Origin of the sequence: Thioalkalivibrio sp. ALJ16 (genome assembly GCF_000377345.1) — a bacterium.
Classification (GTDB): domain Bacteria; phylum Pseudomonadota; class Gammaproteobacteria; order Ectothiorhodospirales; family Ectothiorhodospiraceae; genus Thioalkalivibrio.
This window is the reverse complement of sequence record NZ_KB898042.1, coordinates 120,418-141,581: the sequence shown is the minus strand read 5'-3', so window position 1 is coordinate 141,581 and position 21,164 is coordinate 120,418. Positions and strand designations below refer to the sequence as shown.

Annotated in this window: 15 protein-coding genes and 2 pseudogenes; 1 reads left to right on the top strand and 16 read right to left on the bottom strand. The window is 60.1% G+C overall.

All coding sequences use genetic code 11. The annotated features are described in order from the left end of the window. The 13 genes and pseudogenes from D000_RS0107500 to D000_RS13415 form a co-directional block, all read right to left on the bottom strand. Positions 1–251 (bottom strand): transposase (locus D000_RS0107500; RefSeq protein ID WP_018872919.1); only part of this gene is annotated, 251 nt, incomplete at its 3' end. Positions 252–312: 61 nt separating this feature from the next. Further along, positions 313–1,410: a glycosyltransferase gene (locus tag D000_RS0107495; protein ID WP_018872918.1), complete on the bottom strand. Its 1,098-nt coding sequence runs from the start codon at positions 1,408–1,410 to the stop codon at positions 313–315. A gap of 806 nt (positions 1,411–2,216) precedes the next feature. Further along, complete coding sequence (locus D000_RS14180) at positions 2,217–2,705, bottom strand: hypothetical protein (RefSeq protein WP_155999258.1); 489 nt, start codon at positions 2,703–2,705, stop codon at positions 2,217–2,219. A gap of 254 nt (positions 2,706–2,959) precedes the next feature. Beyond that, on the bottom strand, positions 2,960–4,117 hold the full coding sequence (locus D000_RS13430; protein WP_051074949.1) for a glycosyltransferase family 4 protein: 1,158 nt from the start codon (positions 4,115–4,117) through the stop codon (positions 2,960–2,962). A gap of 16 nt (positions 4,118–4,133) precedes the next feature. Beyond that, the gene (locus D000_RS0107480) at positions 4,134–5,225 is read right to left on the bottom strand and encodes a glycosyltransferase family 4 protein (protein WP_018872915.1); all 1,092 of its coding nucleotides are present in this window, start codon (positions 5,223–5,225) and stop codon (positions 4,134–4,136) included. Beyond that, positions 5,222–6,640, bottom strand: a complete 1,419-nt coding sequence (locus D000_RS13425; protein ID WP_155999255.1) for a phenylacetate--CoA ligase family protein — start codon at positions 6,638–6,640, stop codon at positions 5,222–5,224. Before D000_RS13425 ends, D000_RS0107480 begins: the two co-directional genes overlap by 4 nt. 553 nt (positions 6,641–7,193) lie before the next feature. Further along, positions 7,194–8,237 carry a sugar-transfer associated ATP-grasp domain-containing protein gene (locus D000_RS13850; protein ID WP_196800598.1) on the bottom strand — a complete coding sequence of 348 codons (1,044 nt, stop codon included), beginning with the start codon at positions 8,235–8,237 and terminating at the stop codon, positions 7,194–7,196. After that, the gene (locus D000_RS0107460; RefSeq protein WP_026279834.1) at positions 8,230–9,045 is read right to left on the bottom strand and encodes a hypothetical protein; all 816 of its coding nucleotides are present in this window, start codon (positions 9,043–9,045) and stop codon (positions 8,230–8,232) included. The genes D000_RS13850 and D000_RS0107460 overlap by 8 nt, the downstream gene beginning before the upstream one ends. Further along, positions 9,005–9,655, bottom strand: a complete 651-nt coding sequence (locus D000_RS14175) for a hypothetical protein (RefSeq protein WP_155999252.1) — start codon at positions 9,653–9,655, stop codon at positions 9,005–9,007. The genes D000_RS0107460 and D000_RS14175 overlap by 41 nt, the downstream gene beginning before the upstream one ends. Positions 9,656–9,758: 103 nt before the next feature. Further along, the gene (locus tag D000_RS0107455; protein ID WP_018872910.1) at positions 9,759–11,090 is read right to left on the bottom strand and encodes a hypothetical protein; all 1,332 of its coding nucleotides are present in this window, start codon (positions 11,088–11,090) and stop codon (positions 9,759–9,761) included. Further along, positions 11,087–11,707 (bottom strand): annotated as a pseudogene (locus D000_RS13420) (NAD-dependent epimerase/dehydratase family protein); the annotation flags it as partial. The pseudogene D000_RS13420 and the gene D000_RS0107455, both read right to left, overlap by 4 nt. 56 nt (positions 11,708–11,763) lie before the next feature. Continuing rightward, positions 11,764–13,572, bottom strand: coding sequence for an ABC transporter ATP-binding protein (locus D000_RS0107445; RefSeq protein ID WP_018872908.1), 1,809 nt, complete (start codon positions 13,570–13,572; stop codon positions 11,764–11,766). A gap of 382 nt (positions 13,573–13,954) precedes the next feature. Then, a pseudogene (locus D000_RS13415) lies at positions 13,955–14,369 on the bottom strand (UDP binding domain-containing protein); the annotation flags it as partial. A 5-nt stretch (positions 14,370–14,374) separates the two neighbouring features. Here D000_RS13415 and D000_RS0107425 point away from each other — a divergent pair. Further along, entirely contained in the window at positions 14,375–14,563 is a 189-nt protein-coding gene (locus D000_RS0107425) for a hypothetical protein (RefSeq protein WP_018872904.1), read from the top strand. 356 nt (positions 14,564–14,919) lie between these two features. Here the strand turns inward: D000_RS0107425 and D000_RS0107420 are convergent, their stop codons facing one another. The 3 genes from D000_RS0107420 to D000_RS0107410 all read right to left on the bottom strand — a co-directional run bounded on the left by D000_RS0107420 (position 14,920) and on the right by D000_RS0107410 (position 21,157). After that, positions 14,920–17,214 carry an alginate lyase family protein gene (locus D000_RS0107420; protein WP_018872903.1) on the bottom strand — a complete coding sequence of 765 codons (2,295 nt, stop codon included), beginning with the start codon at positions 17,212–17,214 and terminating at the stop codon, positions 14,920–14,922. Between the two features lie 135 nt (positions 17,215–17,349). After that, a complete protein-coding gene (locus D000_RS13410; protein WP_018872902.1) occupies positions 17,350–19,116 on the bottom strand; it encodes a hypothetical protein in 1,767 nt (588 codons plus the stop codon). Between the two features lie 430 nt (positions 19,117–19,546). After that, complete coding sequence (locus D000_RS0107410) at positions 19,547–21,157, bottom strand: hypothetical protein (RefSeq protein ID WP_155999249.1); 1,611 nt, start codon at positions 21,155–21,157, stop codon at positions 19,547–19,549. Positions 21,158–21,164 lie beyond the last annotated feature (7 nt).

Genomic DNA, 21,164 nt, shown 5'->3' with positions numbered 1-21,164 from the left:
CGCTTGAGCTCGCGGTTCTCCCGCTCCAGCGCCTTCAGGCGTGCGCGCTCGCTGTCGGACAGCGCCGAGGCATCGTCCCGCTCGCGCTCCGCGCGGCGGACCCACAGCCGCAGCGTCTCCGGCGTGCAGCCGATCTTCGGCGCAATGGACTGCATCGCCGCATGCTGCGACGAATACTCCTCCTGGTGTTCCCACACCAGCCGCACCGCCCGTTCCCGGACCTCCGGGCTATACCGTGTCATCTCACTCATCGCTCTATCCTCCCAAGGATCAGAGCCTCCGGAAAAGTCGGTACGGTTCAACAAGGATCCATCACCGACTTTTGCGCGCTGGCATTTTCGCCTCAACCAGAAACGCCTTCTCTAAATAGACTCGCGCGATCTTGCTCGCAGCAAAGTCCTCCGCGCGGGCGCGACGTGATTCTGCCGTACCGATCGGGCTCTCCAAAGCCTGTGCGATCCCTTCGGCCAGGGCTTCAGCACTCTCGGGCCGAACCAAGTGGCCATGACGACCATCCTCGAGCATTGAGCGCGGTGCGCCGGCACAGTCCGCAGCCACCACGGGAACACCCGTCGAAAGCGCTTCCAGCAGCACGTTCGGGAACCCCTCCCATCGAGAGGGCAGCACGAACAGCGCCGATTGCCGCACCACCTCCGTCGGCCGTTTAACGAAGCCGGGCAAATGAACCCGTTCCCGGATGCCAAGGTCCTCGCACTGCCTCTCCAGAGCATTCCTCTTCGATCCCTCACCCAGGATCACCAGGTGAAGCGAGGGGTCAGAGAGTCTGGCAAAAGCGTTCAGCAACAGATCGAAGCCTTTTTGCTCCTCCAGGCTCCCGACGGCACAAATGAACCGGGGTAATGGCTGCGGGAGGAAAACAGGAGGGGCAACCGGCTCAGACGAGGACTCGAACACACCCGGATTACCAATTTCCACCACGCTGTGCGAAACGCGGATGCCCGCCTCCAGGAGGTTGGCACGGATCTCCGGCGAAAGCGCCACAACGCAGTCCGCCTGAGGGTAGGTCCACCGCATCAACTGCCGCATGAACCACCGCCCCTCGCGTACGACATTGGCCTCGCGGACGACAAGCCGACACGGACGCCCCGCCAAACGCCAGGCCACAACGGTGACCACGTTGCAAAAATTAAGCGTCGAACAAACAACCCGTGGCCGAGTCGTCCTGAAATACCTCACCAATGCCGGGATCGAGCGGCTAACGCGCTGCGTTCCGAGATTGATCACCTCCACCTCGGGGCGGAGTTCATCCCGAAATACACCACCATCTCTAAGCGTCACAATCTGGACCGGATCATCCGACAGATCCACGAGCTCATTGGCCAAATTCACGAAAACACGCTGTGCGCCGCCCCCTTCCAACTCCGGTATCAACAGACTCAGGGCCGGCAACGTTCAATCTCCTCCGTAATGATCCGCGCGTTCTCCTCAACCGGGCTGGACCCGTCGTTAACGATGTTGAGCCAATGCACCCCTTGCTCCGTATACGCCTCATGCAACCAACGGATCCGCTCCGGGAGCGGGTCGCATCGGATTGCGGCGTGATCTTTCTCCGTCAAAGCCTGCCCAACGGCCGTCTTGAGTATCCCCTGAAGCTCCGTGTCGTCCAGAACCGGCCGACACAGCCTCTTGTTCCATGCTCGCAAGCATTCAAGGGCCTCACGTTCACCCCAGAGGGTGTGCCATTGGCGCGCTCGGGCGCTACCAATAGCAAACGCTTGCTCGCCATCCAGAAACCGTTTGGGCACATGGCTTGGCTTATGGCGCGACGCAACACGAGCCGCCCTGACAGCTTCGGGCGCACTCACGTGAACGACCATATCCGGTAGCGGCATACGCGGCACCAGACATGCGGCACCCTCATGTGCGTGCTTCCGAAGCCAATTTGTCATGGCTTGATCAACGAGTAGCACCCTATTTCTCGCGAAGGCCCGGCGGCGAGCATCTTGCCTGCCAACCGTACCAGCCCATTCCCATAGCCGCGGCCCACCTGACCCACGGCGATTATTCGACACCAGACCGTGCCCCATCGACCACGAGCGCAGATAGGCCAGGGGAAACAGCCAATCCGCCAACGAAAGCAGGCGTCGCGCGCCCTGTGGAGGAATCGAATATCCGCCTTCATCAACGGTGCGGAAAAGCAACGTGGTCTTGCCTGTTCCGGCGCCACCGATAAAATGAACAATCACACCTACGCCTCAGTCTGGATCCGCACGGAAATGCGGTAGTCTCGCGGCTTCGAATTCGCCACACGCCAATGGATGAACAAATCCTACTTTCGCCGGAATGTATTCATGCCCCGCCAACAGCGCCATACATATCCGATGTCGGCCATCCGGCCCCCATGCACAAGTCCCGTCGCGGAGAAAGTGGATCTTCACTAGCGAATTCTCACTCACATCCAGCGCGCCGGAAACGAGCACCTCGTCATATATCCGGTCGAGCTCCGCATATCGCTCTTCAAGATCCTTTACGCTACCAAATCGACACGGAATACCGCGCTCCAACTGGCGGACATATTTTCGATAAATTTCAGTTTCACCCCATTCGCGACCTTCAATCCATCTCTGATAGCACGCCTTGTAAACATCTTTTTGAACAAAAGTCACTCGTGGAACTTTAAGATCCCAATCCCCCCCAATTATCGCCGCCCCGCTGCGACCCGAAATTAGACCCAGCTTGATCATTATGTTCCGAGTCATATGCGCGCCTACCCGCGTCGGATCAACCCAAACGACTTCATCTTCTCTTGGCGGTATTTTTGTATATCGCTTCTCGAACCAATTATACAAAATACGCGCCGGTATACACGCAGCATAAAATGCTGTTCTCTTGATATTTAAAGCGGACACTTTCGGCATAATGAAAAATGGAGAGAGATTAAGAGAAATGGGGACAGATTTATTTGGTAAGAATCTGTGACAGCCCGCCATAGGCAACGTCAGTCAAGGGGCTCTACCCCTCTGCGTTCCAAGTCATACGCTGGTTCCAAGACGTGACTCGCCCGAATATCCCAGCTATAGCGCCGCTCGAGCTGTTCTCGTGCCATTGCCCCCAGTGACTGGCGCCACCCACGATCAGCCCACAACCCTTCCAATGCTGCGGCCCAGTCGCCCACATCATCGTGGCGACACACCAGCATGTTCATCCCGTGCTCGGCCACTTCCAGCAGTACTGGAACATCGGAACAAACAATCGCCCGCCCAGCCGCCATGTACTCGAACAGCTTCAATGGAGAGGTCCACCGGCCAATATCTCTTTTGCCACCGTGCGCGCGCACTTCGGGCTGGTTGGGCAAGAGGAGTGCATCAAAGGACAATAGATAGCTCTGTATTCGCGCATGCGATTGATGGCCGTGGAGTTGCAGGTTGTCGGACAGGTCATCCCTCTCGCGCCAACGGCGGAGATCCTCGCGAGTCCCTCCAACAATATGGAAGTCGAACTGCGGACAAGCACGTGCCAGCTCGACCACCAACTCCGCCCCCTTCCCGGCGTAGAGGTGCCCGGTATAGCCTACCTGCATGCGATCATCGGGCCGCCCCAGGTCGACTGGCTGAATCTGATCCTCGAGCGGATCCGCGCCATCCGGTGCAACCACGATGCGGCCCTTCAACTCAGGCCAGACCTGCTCAAAATGGCGCCGGAGGGCATCGGTAATTACGACCATATGCCTGAACGACGACGAACGGACCAGGCAACCGAACAGGTACCGGGCCAGTCGTCCATCGTCTTCCACCGGGCTGTGGGCCTCGTAGACCACCGGCAGACCAAGGCTAGATGCGAAATAGCAAGCCGACAGATTTCGACCGACTGCCAGATCGAACCCTTGCTTCCGTACCCGCTGCGCTGCCAGCCAACTATACCAGTAGCCCCGACCTTTCATGCGGACCCATGGCAGGTGTTCAATGATGAAGTTTCTCGCAACCCCGTAATAATCGAACGGGTCGACCATGTCGGACTCACGCCCATCCGCCTTGTCCGGCGCGAACAGCACGACCTCATGCCCGGCGCGCGCCAGGGCGTGGCACATCTTCATCACATGAATGCTGTTGGCCGTGCGCGAGGGAATGCAGGCGCTTGACAGGTAGGCAATACGCAATGAAGTCGACTCCCGACTATCGGTCTCGGTTGTTCAACCCAGCAGGAGCCACGCTTGCGAGGATCCGCTCCACCCGCTCAACCATGGCATCCACCGAAAAGGTCTCGCGCGCAAAAGTGCGGGCGCGCTCCCCGACCGCATCGGCACGCTCCGGCTGCGCCGCCCAATCGACCAGCTGCTGTATGAAGACGCCGACGTCATCGTCGGCAACGGCGCCCAACCCCTGCTCCCTGATGTAACCACTGGGGTCGAACTCCAGGCTCACAGATGGACGCCCCTGCATCCACGCCTGAATGAAGACGTTAGGGAAACCTTCCGGCTGGCAGGTATGCACATGGAGGCGGCTGCCAGCCAGCAGGCCGTTGACCTCGGTCGGGGTGCGTGGGCCAAGGTAGTGGAAGTTGGGCGGGACACGGGCTGGGTCAGTCAACCAGTCATAACCGCTGGACTGGATGTGGCCGACCATCAGGGCGTCGATGCCGTGGTCAGCCAGGGCCCGAGCAGCCTCGACAAACAGCTCGGGCCGCTTCGCCGGCTTGACGTTCGCCACCCAGGCCACGTAGGGCCGGGGCCACTGGAAGGGCTCGGCCTCCGCGCTCATGCCGTTGGGGACGTAGTGGGCGTCGGCAACGGGTGACAGGGGCAGTAGGTCGTGGTTGTTGGTGGTCAGTGCTCGCACATGAAGAAAGCCGGTGTGCTCCCTGCGAGCCAGAAGCCTCCGCTGGAGTTGGCGGAGCCACCCCCACCATCCAGCGGTTGCCGGCTTCACCGCCCACGGCAACAGATCATTGATGTGCGCCACGGCGAAGACCATCGGGATGTCCGCCGCCGCCAACGCGGTCGACACCGCGCGAAAATGGTGCTTGTTGTAGCGCCAGTAGACGACATCGGGCCGGGCCGTGAGTACCGCCTCCGTCAGCGAGACCGCCGAGTCGCGCACGGGCACAACCTGATACCCGTAACCTGGCACGTCTAATGGCGCTCGCGACGGGGCGATATAGACCACCTCATGCCCTCGCTCGTGGAGCCCTTGGGCCAGAAAGTCGCACTGCAACTCACTTCCGCCCACGGTATGAGCGATGTGCTTGTTGATGATCGCCACCTTCATGTTTCGAAGGGCGAGGTTACATGCGAGATGGTGAAGCGGTGCTTGCCGGTGGCGTTGGGCTCAATTTCGGACGGGTACTCGAACAGCACCTCGCAATCGGCCCCCAGCGCCTTGCGGGTCTCTTCCGTCAGACGTGCCTCTTCCACCGGCGCGTCATAAGGCTCCTTGCCATCGAGCACCAGCCGGAACTTAATTCTATTTGATGCTTCCTGAACAATTTGCACATTTCGCACACTTTCCAGGTTCCAAACAAGCTTTGGGAAGTAATATCCATGAACGAGTTCGCCATATTGGCTCACGAAGTGGTCGTTAACCCTTCCACTTACTTCTCTGATTAGCGGAAACGGTCGACCGCAAGGACACTCGTCTTCCGCCCAAACGCCCGTGTCCCCGATTCGATACCGGATCATCGGCATAGCGCGGGCAGTCAGCGAGGTGACCACGATCTCCCCCAGCTCGCCCGGCTCCGCCGGTGAGCCGTCCGGGCGCAGAATCTCGATCATGGTCGCCGTCGGGATGACGTGGAGCCCGTCCTCCTGCTCGCAGCTCATGGCCATGTTCCCGAACTCGCGGCTGCCGTAGCGGTTGAACACCGGGACACCGAAGGCCCGGCGGATGTCAGCGCGCATCTCTTCGGTCAGGGTGCCGGCCGAGGTGATAATTGCCTGTGGACGGTAAACCTCAACGCCCTCGCTCTCCGCGAAGCGGGCCAGCTCGTGGATGGAATGGGCATAGGCGAGGACCGTGCGGGGCCGGAACCAATGCCACTCGGCCAGATACTGGCGCATCTGCACCTCACCCATGCGGAAGGCGTTCTGCACCAGCTTCTTGCAGCGCAGGCGCTGGCGTAACGGCCACTCCCAATACGGCGGGCGGTGGCGCTGCTCCAGGATGTCGCGCTCCGCGCCCCAGAGCTCCAGCATCGGCATACCAGGGCGATGGCCCGCCCAACGGTGCATCTGGGCCTTGGCCTGGAGCATCGCTTGTTTGGATCCGCGATCCTTGAGTATGCGCACCGGCTCGCCAGTGGAGCCACCGGTCTGGTCCCACCAGGTCTCGTCGGGATGATCCTCATCCGCCAGTTCGTCGCGACGCTCAACCAGTTCCGAGCGTTCCAACAGCGGCAGGGCGCTGAAGTAGTCCTGATCAATCCGGCCTTTCCCATCCAGAAGACCGCAGCCGAGCATACGCTCGTTCCAGAACGGGAAGCGGGCAGCCGCGTCTTCGAGCAGATCGCGGAGCCGACGATCCCGTTCTTGATCTATTCGCTCCCGATTCCAAACCTCCGGAAGGTAGGTCGAACGTTCCCCGCCCTTTTGCCATGCGCGGAGGCACCGCAGGGCGCGCATGGCGAACTGCATCCTTTTTTCCACAGTGCCCGGCTTGTGGATTGAATAATCGCTCATGCTATTCATTCCTTTTTCTCTCGTGGTCTGGGCCGTGCCGCTCGACGAAGGACTCCGGAGATTAGATCCAAAAGAGCCGGTGGCTCTCGCAACGCTGCCCATTAAACTGCAGCAGCGCCCAAGCCGACGTTTTTCGCCGCCAACGTCTTAGCAACCGCTCAAGCCCGAAGCAGCACCCCGAGAACCAACGCAGCAAGGGCTGCCAGAGAATACTTGCACCGGAAAGTGTTCGCCTCCTGCACGACCAACGACGCGCACCATTGCCGATAGGATTCGGGGTCCTCGGCAAGGCTCCGATCCCGTGACTGCATGGCGTCGAACGCATCGGCCTCTTCCGCATTCAAGCCCCTTGACCCACCGTTGGCGTCGTCCAGACCATACGACATGCCCCCTTCGACTCGCGCCTTCCCTCAGCTCTCGACGTCGACCAAGAAGCCGCAACCCCACCCGCGCCACGCTGAAGGAAAGGGACCACTCCGCGGCATCCAGAGGTCCCCCAGCGACTAGGCGTTGCGCCTCCCCTCTGGCAGCTCCAAACGGAGAAAAGTCGCAGCCCGTTACGTTAATGCCGCTTACTCACGCAAGACCAATAAATTTCCTCAAAAATCTCTTCCGGGATTAGTGGACCATTCAAAATCTGCAATGATGCAGCGGCGGGCACCTTCGCATTTGCTTCGAGCAATGAGAAACCACCATTCTCAGGAACCAAATCCCATCCAATCAAACCCACTTGAGGATACCGTTCATGAAGCGAAACAGAAAACTCTGGAAGGTCCTCTCCAAGGTTCCCAAGAGCACTTTTAATCTCATCGCAGCGAACACCAGAATCTGGATGACAGTCATACTCCACGAAGTCGCCATCGAAAAACCTTTCTGCCTTCGACCCTTCTGTTGAATTTGCAAACAACCCACCCGAGTGGACATTGTCAACACGAACACCTTTTCGACCAAAGCGTGCAAACGCTCCGAGATAATAGATACGGTCACGCCACGATAAGGTAATTGCTCTTATTGTATTCAAACTGTCTGAGTTCACACGTTGAAGCTCATAGTGACCAGACAGCCTATGTTGCACCACCACCCCCCCCTTGATTGACTTTATTGCAGAGCGCAAACTCACCGCGTCAGCCTCATCGCGCGTCAAAACAATTACCTCTTTTCCTTGCTGCCCTGCAGAATCTTTGATTACGACGCCATTTTTTTGCGACAACAATATGGATTTAACGGCATCATCGATATCAAGCTCGGAACGCTCATCCTGTTGCGGCAGAGAAAGCATATCAGGTGTCACACCGGGGAACGCAACAGACAGGTTTGCTTTATCATCCAGCCAGTCTGCTACGGGGGACCTATTAAGGTATCTAGAAAGTCCGCTTTTATAAAAGTTAGAGGGTATGTATCTAAAATCGCCATCGCTTCTAAGAGAAGAATATGCGCTCACTTCTCGAGCTCCAGTCACGCCCCACATTTTCAATGCCGTAAACAAGCTGGAAAACCGAAGTCCGTTGCCTCCTTGAGCGAGACGATTTATGTTCTGCACCCTTTTTTTGTATTTTACATGGGATCTCCACTCGTACCTAACCAATTTAGCTGCGCTCTTAAACACTACCTTCTCCGGGAGCATACTTGGACAACAGATTATTTATTTTTTTCGCGTTGACACAGGGTGTCTCAGAGGCCCATAACGAAAGTACCTGACAACCCCTCGCCTGCAGGCATGCGGCACCGATACGAGCAATGTCTAGACTCGCCTCGGTGTGCTTCAGGAGCTCATCGTCACCCAACCCGCGATGGCTGGGGATGAGCTTTCCGGTGGCGCGCTCGCGTTCGCGGACTTGGCGCACCACCTGGTCGGCGTCGGCGTCGAGGTGGATGAGCGCCGTGGGAAGCGGCATGTCCTCAAAGTACCGTTCCGCGTGGGCCTCGTTACCCCAATCCCATGGCATCACGGCGTAGACCTTCTGGCTGAGCGACTCGTCGAACAGGACCGCCTCGTCTTCCAACCACTCCTCCAGAAAGGCAATCCGGCGGACGGTACGGAGAAAATGGTAGTAGCCCTCGGCGCGGCGGTACTGGCTGCGGCCGGAGAGGACGAAGCTTTCGTGGACGATGGCGAGGAAGGCGTCGTATTTCGCGGCGAAGCGGGCAAAGGCCGATTTTTCGCCGATTTCAATCCGGTTCGCGAGCAGTGCCTCCCGAAGTACGGGAATGCGTAATAACGCGCGCTGCTTCCAACCAGCTTCCTCAGTAATTCTGTAAGCCCTTATCGCAGCGCGTTTTGAGGCGGTACTGGATGACACCGTGAGGCCCTTTTTTACCACAAGCCTTGCTATTGTCGACTTGCCGCATCCAGCCACACCGAGAAGATCGAGTCTAACCATCAGCCGCATTACCTGGCGCTTCTTCTTGGCCACAATGTTCGCGGATCAAGGAAACCACCTCTGATGAAACTTCTGAAAGACCCCGCGCTCCGTCAACCTCATGGAAAATGAAACGCCTTCCCAACCGTTCTTTTAGTGAACTAACAACCGTATGCTCCATCGTTCCCAAAGAGGGGCTTTTTCTACTGGCACTCTTGAACTCTTCCCATGTTCCGGCATTTATAAGGCTTGCATCCTTCGTGCGTCCCCTGTTTTTTCTTCGCTCAAAACGAACGCTTGGGTCCGTGTTGACTTTTACAACCACAACCTTGGGAGGGTCACAGGACACGATGTGAGAAACCGCTTTTTTGCAATAGCTTTTCCAGTGATCCTTCATCACTTCGTCTCGCATTACCTTGGCCACCAATTTATGGATAGGGCCTTCATCCGCAAGGGCCACATCTGAAACGGGCTCACTCATCAAGCGCAGGTCACGCAAGGCTGAATAATATTGCAACCATTTCCTGCGCCAATCACTGAACTTCCAGGCCATTTTCCTTGGAGTCTTTAAAATCTCATCCGTTGCTTCGACAAACAAACCTGCTTTGCTTATAAACCCAAGACGCTCACTGGATACTTCAGCTTCACCAATCTCCTCGACCACTCTCCGGATGATTGTTGACTTTCCACTCCCTGCAGGGCCGACAACCTCCGCAAACAACGGTTCGCAGCAATTAACAGATAAGTTATGAATCAAGACAGTGCCTCTATGATTTTAGTAAAACCCTTCTTAAACCAGCACGCGTACGTGTATATACTTTTTTATGCGATGGTGACAAATGCTTCTGCCACCCCGAACATCCCCGAACCCACTCCAACACCTCAGCGAGAGATGACCCGGGCGCCGCCTGATATTCGGCCAAAACCACGGCCTCTTCCATGTCGAGCAACCGCTTTGCTCCAAACCCGAGGTCGGTGGCAAACCGCCAATCCACGTGGTCATCCAACCGATCGCGTGCGCCCACGGCCTCCCTGGCCTGTATCTCGGCTTCGTGCTCGTCGCCGCCCATCAACGCCTGCGCTGCATTGATCATGTAATACACTGGATTGCCAGGATCGCCTTCTTTGGCCAAGCCAAGCAGCGCCTCGCGCTGCCCTTCGCGCAGGGCATTCCGCTGTTGAATCAGCAACCACTGAGCTGTGTAGGCCCGGTCCAGAGCGTCGGGAGCATCACCCGAGCCATCAAGCAGACCATCGGCGATTTGCTGAAGGTCAGTAGACGATACCAAACCGGACACCGTAGAAATGGTTCGATTACGGGACCAAGCCGCGATGAGGCCGAAATTGCAGTCGGCACCCATGACAATGATTTCACAACCAGACATCAGGCCGATGTCGTAGAACATGGCACCCACCGGGTCGTTGGGCTTCTCGGCGCGTATTGCCGCCTTTTCCACGGTCACATCTTCCCATTCGAGAAAGCACTCATCCGCCGACACCATGACGGGCGAGCCGCCGTCATCAGCCAACTTCTTGCCGATGAACCGAGCCACCGGGGCAGGTATGGCCTTGTCCGTCCAGTTGCCGTGGAATCGATACTCACCCTTCACCACATCGCCCTGCCGGACGTGCACCGCTATCCCATGCTCGGGCGCACGGGCACGGCCCGCTTCAAGGGCCTGCCTGGCCGTCTCGCTGAAACCAATGCTCTCGAAGGCCTTCTGCAGCAGCCGCCTGACTTCCGGCTCACTCGTGAAGGCGATCAGCCGCCCCGGATCCTTTGGTACCTTCTTGAGCAGGACATCCCGGGACCGAAGCTCCATCATCACCCAGTCGAGTCGGTTGAACGGCCAATGGGTGTGGGTCGATACCGGCCGCTTGCCGTCACCCTGTTCCACAAATTGTTCAAGCCAGGCCGCGTCGAAGATTCGATCTTGGTCAAGATGGTCGTGCCAACCACGGTGATCAATCCAGCGGCCCGAGGTGTCCCACTTAATCGCCAAAGGCCACCCCAACAAACGTGACAGGGTGAGGCCGACCAGGATCTCCCGCAGGCGTGCGCCGAGGCCATCGGACTTGTGCAGCAGCAGCCTTTTCACGAGCCCGAGTCTTCCGCTATATCCGAATTCGCCCGGCAGTACCAGGCATAGGTATCGCGCAGCCCCGCCTCCTGTGCGGTCTGATACCGCCATCCGCAGGCTTCAAGGCACGAGACGTCCAGCAACTTCCTCGGCGCACCGTCCGGTCGGCTGGCATCAAACGTAAGCCGCCCCTCGAACCCGGTCACTCGGGCGATAGTCTCGGCCAGCTCGCGGATGGTGCAATCCTCTCCGGTGCCGACATTGATGTGGGAGCACATCGGCGAGGTATGGGTCGCATAGGTCGCTTGCGGCAGCTCCATCACATAGACACAGGCCGCCGCCATGTCATCGGCGTGCAGGAACTCGCGACGCGGGGTGCCGCTGCCCCAGATCACCACCTCCTCATCGCCACGCTCCTCGGCCTCGTGGAAGCGGCGGATCAGCGCCGGGATGACGTGACTGTTCTCGGGGTGGAAGTTGTCGTAGGGGCCGTAGAGGTTGGTCGGCATCACGCTGCGGTAGTCGGTGCCGTGCTGGCGATTGTAGCTCTCGCACAGCTTGATGCCGACAATCTTGGCGATGGCGTAGGGCTCGTTCGTCGGCTCCACCGGCCCGGTGAGCAGAGCCTCCTCGGCCACGGCCCGGACGTTGACGCGGCTGCCTTTGTCGAAGCAGCGACAATTTAAAATCGTCAATGACTGGCTGCCATCGCGCGAAACCGCACATTAGACTCGGCCAGTTCGTCAAACGCTCCCTGCCCCTTCACCTCGCCCTTCTCTAGCAGGAAGATGGTGTCGCACTCACGCACTGTGGAGAGCCGGTGGGCGATGAGGATGATGGTCTTGCGGTGGCCGAGGTTGTGCACCGCCTCCATCACCGCCTGCTCGGTGAGGTTGTCCAGGGCGCTGGTGGCCTCGTCGAGGATCAGCACCTCGGGGTCGTGGTAGAGGGCGCGGGCGATGCCGATGCGCTGGCGCTGGCCTCCGGACAGGCGCACGCCGCGCTCGCCGACGGGGGTAGCGTAGCCTTGTGGCATCTCGTTTACCACGAACTCGTGGACGTTGGCGATGCGGGCGGCGCGCTCGACCGCGGCCTGGTCGATCTTCGCCGACGGGACACCAAAGGCGACGTTGGCGGCGATGGTATCGTCGGACAGGTAGATGTGCTGCGGCACGTAGCCGATAGTGCGCTGCCAGGCCCGAACGTTGTCGGTGGTGATCGGTGTCCCGTCCACCTTCAGCGCTCCTGCGCCGGGGGTGAGCAGGCCGAGGATGATATCCACTGTGGTGGTCTTGCCGCTGCCGGTGGCCCCCACGAGGCCGACGGTGGTACGGGCCGGAATGGTGAGAGTCAGGTCGTTGAGTGCCGGGCGCTCCGCTCCGGGATAGGTGTAGTGGACGTGGTCCAACTCTATGGCGTGGTTCAGGCCCAGGGGTTGTGGCGGACGCCCTTTCAGCTCCTTTGTTGACAGCGTCTCTTCTCGGCGCAGGCGCGCGAGGTCCTGGTGCAGGTTGTCCAGGGCGGCGTCGGTGAACCGCATCAGGCTCAGGTTCTTGTATACGTCGCCAAGGGCGGGCAACAACCGCTGCGCGCCGAGGGCGAAAACGGCCAGCGTGGGGATGGCCGCCTGAAGACCGCCGGGCTGGCGCAGCAGGTAAAGGATAACGAGAAAGGCGCCGCCGTAGGTCATCGCCTGGAGGACGTACTTCGGCACCTCCTTGAACAGAACAGCGGTGGCCTGGGTACGGGCGTACCGCTTGGCGGGCTGCTCGAAGCGCTTCAGGTAGGGGCCTTCCAGCCCGGTGACCTTGACCTCTTTGATCCCGCCAAAGCACTCCTGCACAGCCTCGAAGCGGCCCCGATTGGCGGCCACCCGGCGGCGACCCAGGCGGTTGAGAATGCCGCGGGCCACAAGATAGATGCCGCCGTAGCCCAGTGCCAGGCCCGCGGTGATGGCCCCGGCCAACCGTGGGTCGACGATGAACAGCAGAATAATGATAGCCAGGCTTACCGCCGCGCCGGCGAGGAACAACATGAGCGGCTTGAGGGCGCCTTTGACCACCTGTTCGGCCTCGGCGAGGATGGATTTGCCGAGATCCGCACTGTTTCGATTAAGGAAGTGGTCGTAGGGCTGGCGCAAGTAGCTTTCCACCAGGTTGCGGCTCAGGGCGTAGCTGCGCATGTGCATAAAGCGCTGCATCAGGTAGGTAACCAGCGCCTTGAAGGTGATGGTGGTAAGCAACGCCAGCATCATGGCGACGCCGAGGAAGAACATGAACCGATCGGTGCTCTCGAAACCAAGCCCGGTGTAGAGGGCGTTCAGGTGGCGGTTGGTCTCGACCACTTCCGGGTTCGCCAACACCATGACGAAGGGCATGATGGAGGCCACGCCGACCATTTCCACGAACGCCAGAGCCACGATGAGCAGCAGCATCAGGTAGGCGCGTCGTCGGCCTGGGGCATCAAGCAACGCATGCAGTTTGCGGATGGTGTTCAGCATGAGGCGTTATTGTGACTCGACGACGGTGCGGGCTGTGTAGAGCGGCCCGAGTGCGACGCCAATGCGTGGCCATTACAGGCGGTGATGAGGGTGGTCACAAGGGCTGCGTTCCACGGGCGGGACCAGGCACGGGGCCAGCCTTCAGGCTGCTGCCTTGTCGCACACACCCTTAATCGGCTCGAGCCCAACGTCCTACTGGGCTACGTTCAGCATCCAAACTGCAATTGAAGCATGTTTTTAATACCAGCCTCAATGAACAACGCTCCCCGCCAAGGCGAGCCAACGTTTCTGGGGGCTCTCGTACGGATTGGCAGAAGCCTCGTTATTAGGGAGTGCTCTGGCGGCAAGGCCCGAGTGCTAAGCGTCTGAGCAGTTTTAATCATCAGTCGCTGTTGAAGAGGTCTCGGGTGTAGAGCTTGTCGCGTTGATCGCGGATGTCGTCGGTGATGCGGTTGGCGACGATCACGTCGGATACGCGCTTGAATTCGTCCAGGTCGCGGATCACGTGGTAGCGGTGAAGGTATCTTCGCGTAGCCCGGGCTCGTAGACGACCACTTCGATGCCCTTTGCCTTGATGCGCTTCATCACGCCCTGGATGGCGGAGGCGCGGAAGTTATCGGAACCGCTCTTCATCACCAGGCGTAGACGCCGACGATGTTGGGCTGGCGCCTGATGATGGCATCCGCCACGAAGTCCTTACGCGTGCGGTTGGCATCGACGATGGCCTTGATGATGTTGTTCGGCACTTCGTCGTATTTGGCAAGCAGTTGCTTGGTGTCCTTCGGCAGGCAGTAGCCTGCCAATGCCCCATGACATTGCCGAAGCGACCCGAATCACCCGCATACCCGGACAGGAATTCGATCATCTCCGCATCGATCTACACTGGGACGGCACCCGCCTTTGGTTCGGAGAGCTGACCGTCTACAACCTCAGTGGCTACCTCCCCGGCCACTCCGGCACGAATCCCGACTCGGCAACCAACGAAGCCTGAGATATCCGCCAATCTGCATTCCGGCGCAATCCTCCCCGCCACAACTGGCGTGCCATCTACGCGAGATCCCTCGCACGCGCTCTTCGATGCGGACGAGGCCAACGGCTCCCACGCCCGCTGGCCCACATGATCAAAAGTGTGCACCCTACCCAGCCGCCACACGCCAAGTAGCTTACCAAGGCATCAACTGCAGTCAGTTAGCCGCCGAATATGCGGCTTCCACATCTAATCCCCAACACCAGGACCCAAAGGCCAACGCCCTAATGTTCAGAGGCATTAGCACACGCTCCACCATCTGATCAGCCGGGTCGTCTAGCAGAATCACGACCGCTACATCGTCATTCGGCCATCCGACATTACGAGTCTGATCTGAGCGTGTACTGCCAGAATGGCGGGATCCCGTCGTGCGGGAAGAATACGGGCTTGATCCCGCCCGGCGTCGGGGCCGCATCCAGATCAACGGGCGGTTCGCCATATTTTTCCCGGTAGGTGAACAGAATGGGGTAGAAGCGCTCTTCATCGAACGCATCAATCTGCTGATACGGCCACGGCTTCCCCATATACGCGAGCAGCCACTCCATGCCTCGACGCAGCCCCTGCCCTTCCGGCCCCTCGAAGGACCAGAGATCCTCGCCAACGGACTCGGCCAGCCGCGCCAGATGAATCGAGCCCTGGATCGTAAAACACTCGTAATGGGCCGAAGTGGTACGCGCCAACTCCTCGGGCAGGCTGCCATCGGGCGCGAACTGTCCCAGAATCCGCGAACGGCTGTCGCGCAGCGTTTCGCGAACGACCTTCCACTCCCCCAGGAACGCCCCGATCGAGGCCACCTGAAGGTCATAGTAGGTGCCATGGTTGTTCTGCGATGCCCGCTCGTCCAGTCCCTGCGGACTGGTCCGCAGCCAGTCGAGATAACGGCCCATCCAGTTTTCCAGCCCCGCGCGATCACTCTCGCCCAGCACGCCGCCCCGTAGCAGCAGGCGCGCGCCATCCAGGAAGTAGTAAAGATCCTTGAACTCGATCAAGCCGGAACTGGAACCACGATTCCGGTTGTGCCCCCGCCGCACCTGCGCATATTCCAGGTGCGGATGCATCGCCGTGTCGGCATCCAGGAACCAGCGCCGCACCAGCCTGGCCGCATGCTCGCCGTAGCGTTTGTCTCCTGTGGCGTGGTGTGCCATCGCCAGCACCAGCCCATCGTCGAACAGGCGCTGCAGCCGCGTGCGGTCGTAACGATCGCTTTCCGGCTCGTACAACCGCGTCCCCGGGACCCGCTCGCCGTCCCGCATCACATAGGGCAGGCCCGGAATACGCAGCGGATGCGGCCAGTAGTAAGGCGCCGGATGCCAGTAATCATGCACATCGCCACTCGGCGGCAGTGTCGTCTTGTCGACCACACTGAACGGCCCGCGCCCGAGTGCCTCGTCCGCGTATGCCAGAAGCGGCTCGCGCAGTGACTGCGCCAGGCTTTCATCGCTCAGCCGGTCCTCGTTGAACACGCGCAGTGCCAGCCGATCGCGTCCCTCATCAAAGGCAAGCTCGTCGACACGCTCCAGCATCGCCCCCACGGCCTCGATCCTCGCAAGCCCGCGGCTCTGAAAGGCCTCGTCTCCTTTCGAAACTTCCTGGTCCGCCCGGCCGGAGAACAGCCGCGCCACCCAGCCACATTCGGTATAGCAACCCGCCTCGGCCGCAAACGCGGGGAAATCCAGATCCCAGGGCTCCTGTGGCCAGTCATCCCACGGCCCCGTCACGCCCAGCCGCCACAGCAGCTCGACCTTCGGCCGGCGGCCATAGCAAAACGCCTCGTCGAAGCTCTCCTGCGCATCCCGGCGAAAGACGACCTGCGGCTCCTCCAGCGCCTCCGGGCGGAAGCCGTCGTTCAACAGGTCCTCGTTTCGGGTAATCCGCGCCATCGGCACGATGTGGTAAGGCCGCTCGGGCCGGGCACGCACACCCTCCACGATCTCGCTCCAGGCCTCGCGCGTTACAAAGCAGTTGCCGTCCCAGGGCAACACCCACTCGGCTCGGCCGCGACCATCCCGTAGCGCCGCGTTGCGCGCCCCGTTGTTGTTCATCACATAGTTATTCTTGTGCCGATACAGCCGCATCAGCACCCGCCCCTGCATCAGCTCCGAAAGCTGGCGAAAGCCCCGCGTGCCCGGCGCGTACTCCGGCGGCCCCCCGCACACATCCCAGCCAACCGCCCGGTATTCATCCCAGCGAAACGGGATGTGCACATACGGCTGCCCGGCCCCTTCCAGAAGCCGCAGGATCGCCTCCTCCTCGCCGGGATCCACGATGCGATTGACCACCCACCGCTTCTCGCAGCCGGCCAGTTCCGGCTCATGCTCCAGGATCCAGGCCACATTCTCCCGCGACTGCCCCACCCGGTGCCGGGGCCAGAGGTCATTGCCCACGATCCGGTACAGCACGAACTCGCTGCCTGTCCGCGCATCCGCACGGCCACCCCCTTCCGACTCGCCACAGGTCGGCGGTGCTCCCCGATCCCGCGCGCGCGGCATCGCCGACGCCGCCGGCCCGCCGCCGGCCTGCAACCCGAACACCAGCGACCTCAGATCCACAAACGGACCCACCAGCGCATACACCGGACGCACCCACGGCCACGCACGCGAAAACCGGACCGCCATCGCGGCCCGCGAAACGGATCTGCGCCAATTCATCCCGCCAACCTTGACCCCACGCCCCCGCGCAGCCGACCACGCCGCGCCCGGCCAGCGCATTAGTAAAACAGAAAAGACATTGTGAAAACTCGAGCGCCCCGGCTATCGATCCGCAGGCTCGTAGGAAAGCCGCCAGCCCAGTTCCACCGTGCGCTGGTCGGGTCCGTCGATCGCGCGTTCGCAGCGAATCCGGGTCGTCTTCGGCCCCTGCGGCGTCCGGTAGCGCGGGTCGTCGGAGACATCGGCCAACTCGCAGGAATCCACCCCGAACACCTCGAAACCGCGCACGCGGCCCTCAGCAAATTCCACCCGCGTATCCCGCAACACCGGATCCGTGGAGAACGAGGCGAACTGCACCTCGATGGAATCCATCTCTCCGGGTTCGGCCAGTTCGAATACATCGTGACGCTCGATCGTGCCCGGCGAGAAGCGATACTCCACCGACACACCGGCCCGCTCGTCCGCCTCCGGCCGGGAGGTGCCGATACGATTCATCACCGGGTGCTCCCAGCGCAGCACGCCCTTGTCGCCGTCAGCGGCGAAGTCCGCATCCTGCATGAACACCAGCGGCGCCAGCTCCTCGCCGTCGCTCAGATGCAGGCGCGGCACCAGCTGCGGCCAGGTCTCCCCGGGTGCCGTCTGCACCACATCCCATGCCACCGGTACCGGCGAATACGGGTTGGTATCGTGATACGGCCCGCCGTTGGACAGCCACAGCCCGAAACGGTCCAGCCCGTCCCGGACCGTCAGGTTCAGGCGCGCCCATTCCCCATCGCTGAAGCGTGTCAGGGAGTGACGCGGCAGCGCCTCCAGCCAGCGGTGAAATTCCTCGTCGGACACACCCGGGCCTTCGTACCCCAGATCACGCCAGATCTCGCCGGTATACAGCAGGTGATGGCTCAGGCTCAGATTCTCGCCCAGGATTCGGTGCTTCCCCCGATACCCATCGGTATCCCGCCCATGCTCCCACAGGTTGACCGAGCCCATCCCCTCGTCGCACCAGAAATCCCGATACTTCCGCAAAACCCGTTGCGAAAACGCGTAGGCCATCACCTCTTCGGTTTCATCCAGCAACCCGTAATACGCCGCCGCCGACAGCACCTCGAGAAACGCCGTATCGCCGTAGGGCCCCACACTGCGGCCGAACTGGAACCCGTGCCCCCCCGCATTCAGGTTCTGCAGCACAAACCCGGCCGAACGCTCCAGCCAGTGCCGTACCCGCTCGTCCAGGGGTGTACCCGTCTCGCGAAAGCGCTGCGCCATCTCGCCCGCCAGCAGCACGCTGTAGCGATCGAAACGGCCCTCGCCGTCGGTCCCCTCGTCGGAGAAGCCCGAATCCCCGGCGTGCTCCGAGTAGTGCTCCACCATGCGTTCCAGCAACGCATCCGCATGCTCGGGATCGTCCCATCCCAGTGTCGCCCGCAACCGGGCGATGCTGAACGCCACCCCGTAGTAGTTCGCCGGGTAGCGCTTCAGCTCGTAGGTTTCCGCATCCACGAACCCCCGCCAGTCCAGATCGGCGCGCATCTGCTCCAGCACGTCCGCCGGCACGGCGTCCTCCAGCACCCCTGCCAGGCGCAGCCGGTTCAGCGCGCTCAGCGAATAATAGATGCCCCAGCTCCGATTCGGCTCGTCCTGCGTCCATTCGAGCAGGGTTCGATACTGCGCCAGGCGCGCATCGAACGCCTCCCCGTCCGGAGCCTCGTCTGCCCACAGCAACCAGCCAAACCCCAGGGCCACCTTGCCCGGCAGGAAACGGTCCCCCCCGGAAAACACTGGCTTGCCGTCCAGCTCGGCCTCCGGGCCCTGCTCAACCACCTCCGCCATCAGGTCATCCAGCGTTTTAAGCACCGCCTCGCTATCCGCCACCGCCGGGCTACTCACTATTCCAGCGATCAAGAGTAATACTGCTGGATAACTCCGACGCCCTCCTCGCACGCCGGCTACCCGTCCCCTCCCGCCCAGCGCGTCCCGATTCAGCCTCTTACGCATCACTCTGCCCCGGCCTTCGTCCCGCAAACACAACCCTCCGGTCGCGGCAGGCTGCACAACATGCCTCGCCACCTGAAGCCATACCACTCGCACCCTCCTCGCCGTCGAGTCGCTCCCTGGTCACCAGCACTCATTAACCACCATCAACAACAAATCCGTCCCCCTTTCTGCTTACCGTTTGCCAGCAGCAGTTTCACCCCGCCAAAGAGCGCATTCACCAACGCAGCCAATCTACCAACCAACGTAGAGCCCATCATCTTAACGACAAACCGAAGCACTCATCGGGACGGCACTTCGTTCACCACCTTCACTCAATGCCAAGAGCGAACGCCGCAAACAATACCAGCGTAATCATTCTCGCTCCATGCGAAAGCGAACCTCCGTCTTTCTTTTCCACCGCAGCCCTCTCAAAAACGTTTTCGGGCAACACCTTCGACCGCTTTACCGCATCCATCACATCCTTATATTCGTCCAGCAGCCTCTCCCGCATACCCGCTTCACTTAGCCCGCCACCGCGCCTACCGCTCTCTTGGCCCGACCCCGCGCCCCAATAAACCTTCTTCTCACCACTCGCCACCTGAATCCCGCCATAAAACGGGCTCTCCCTTAATTCAGATGCCCTAAAGTTCTTGCCTTCTTGGTCAAACCGGAAGGCCGCTAGGCCATTACCAAGAGCTGACAACAAGTCCATCGACAGTCGCCTCTCGTCCCAACCCCTCCTAGACGCCTTAACAGCAGCCGCGCCAAGATGTCTAGACACCAACGGCCCGTACAGCACTTGGTGACCCAAATTCTTATACCATCTCCTCCCACAATGAAAGCGGGAACGAAATGCCGAGTAGTGCATAACCATGGACGATTCGCCATGGGCATCCAGGCCTATATCAGCCATACCGTCCCAAAAGTCCTGTGCCACCGCCGCCCCCCTCGCGCCCCCAAGCTCTTTCTCGACCCTGCGAACGACATCACAGCTGGAACCCTTATAAAACTTTGTCGAGGTCCACAGATCGCCCCTGGCTTTTATTGAAAAACGCGGCGACATATGCTTAACCGTATAAATCGGCAGATAGGAACCGAAACTTCCCATCTTCCACAACTCATACACCTCATCCGCATCCGCTGTAGCTCCCGACCCGGCGCCAGCCGCATTGAGCTGCTGACCAAACTGGGCCGCCAACCCCTGCGCCACCGAAAAATCGGACCACTTTCCTTTCGACGATTCCACTACGTAGCTATCCGCTGGCAAGTTCGCCGCGAGAAAAAGCCCATATGTGATACGAGAGTCATAACCACCCGACAGCTGACACCGCATTCCAAGCCCGGGGACTGCCCCCAGACCCCGGACCTCTGCGACAGCCGAGTTCACAAACTCCGCAATGAGGTCCTCGTAGGATACGTCTTCGAAGCCTTCCAATACTTCGAACAGCGAGCGAGATTCGACGCTCAAGGATCGTGTAGCACGATTAACCTTAACGGATGCAGTCGACGGCAACAGCGTTATTTCGTTAAAAATCGTACGCAAAGAAAATGGCTGTGCAGCCCAGTGGTTTCCGTCTTTAGTAGCAAACGCACTAAGGGATGACATCCGAGGTGTCAGCTTGCAACCCTTCCTCCTAACCTCCGTTGCCAAGCAATACAGAGAATTGGAAATCGCCCAGAAACCTGAAGCGCGGTACAAATAAAGCAGCTCCTGTCCCGTCACATCGGTTGTTATTTCCCACTTGGCCCCTCGATCCAAGGCAACCACGAACGCTCCGTCCTCAGGCGCAAGATGCCCGGGCCTCTGGGTGCGGTATTGCTCCAACCCCTTAGAACCGAACACCAGATGACTCCGCGTCTGAAAATACCCAATCAGAACTTCATGCATCTGATCGCAGGAGTGAGAATCTACGTAGAAAAGCGTTTCAGGACTCGTCATGGCTTAT

Bases quoted from the DNA above. Each gene is read 5' to 3' on its own strand.
- D000_RS13425 (WP_155999255.1), bottom strand. From the start codon at position 6,640: ATGAATAGCATGAGCGATTATTCAATCCACAAGCCGGGCACTGTGGAA.
- D000_RS14180 (WP_155999258.1), bottom strand. From the start codon at position 2,705: ATGATCAAGCTGGGTCTAATTTCGGGTCGCAGCGGGGCGGCGATAATT.
- D000_RS0107425 (WP_018872904.1), top strand. From the start codon at position 14,375: ATGCCCCATGACATTGCCGAAGCGACCCGAATCACCCGCATACCCGGA.
- D000_RS0107410 (WP_155999249.1), bottom strand. From the start codon at position 21,157: ATGACGAGTCCTGAAACGCTTTTCTACGTAGATTCTCACTCCTGCGAT.
- D000_RS0107445 (WP_018872908.1), bottom strand. From the start codon at position 13,572: ATGCTGAACACCATCCGCAAACTGCATGCGTTGCTTGATGCCCCAGGC.
- D000_RS0107480 (WP_018872915.1), bottom strand. From the start codon at position 5,225: ATGAAGGTGGCGATCATCAACAAGCACATCGCTCATACCGTGGGCGGA.
- D000_RS0107420 (WP_018872903.1), bottom strand. From the start codon at position 17,214: ATGGCGGTCCGGTTTTCGCGTGCGTGGCCGTGGGTGCGTCCGGTGTAT.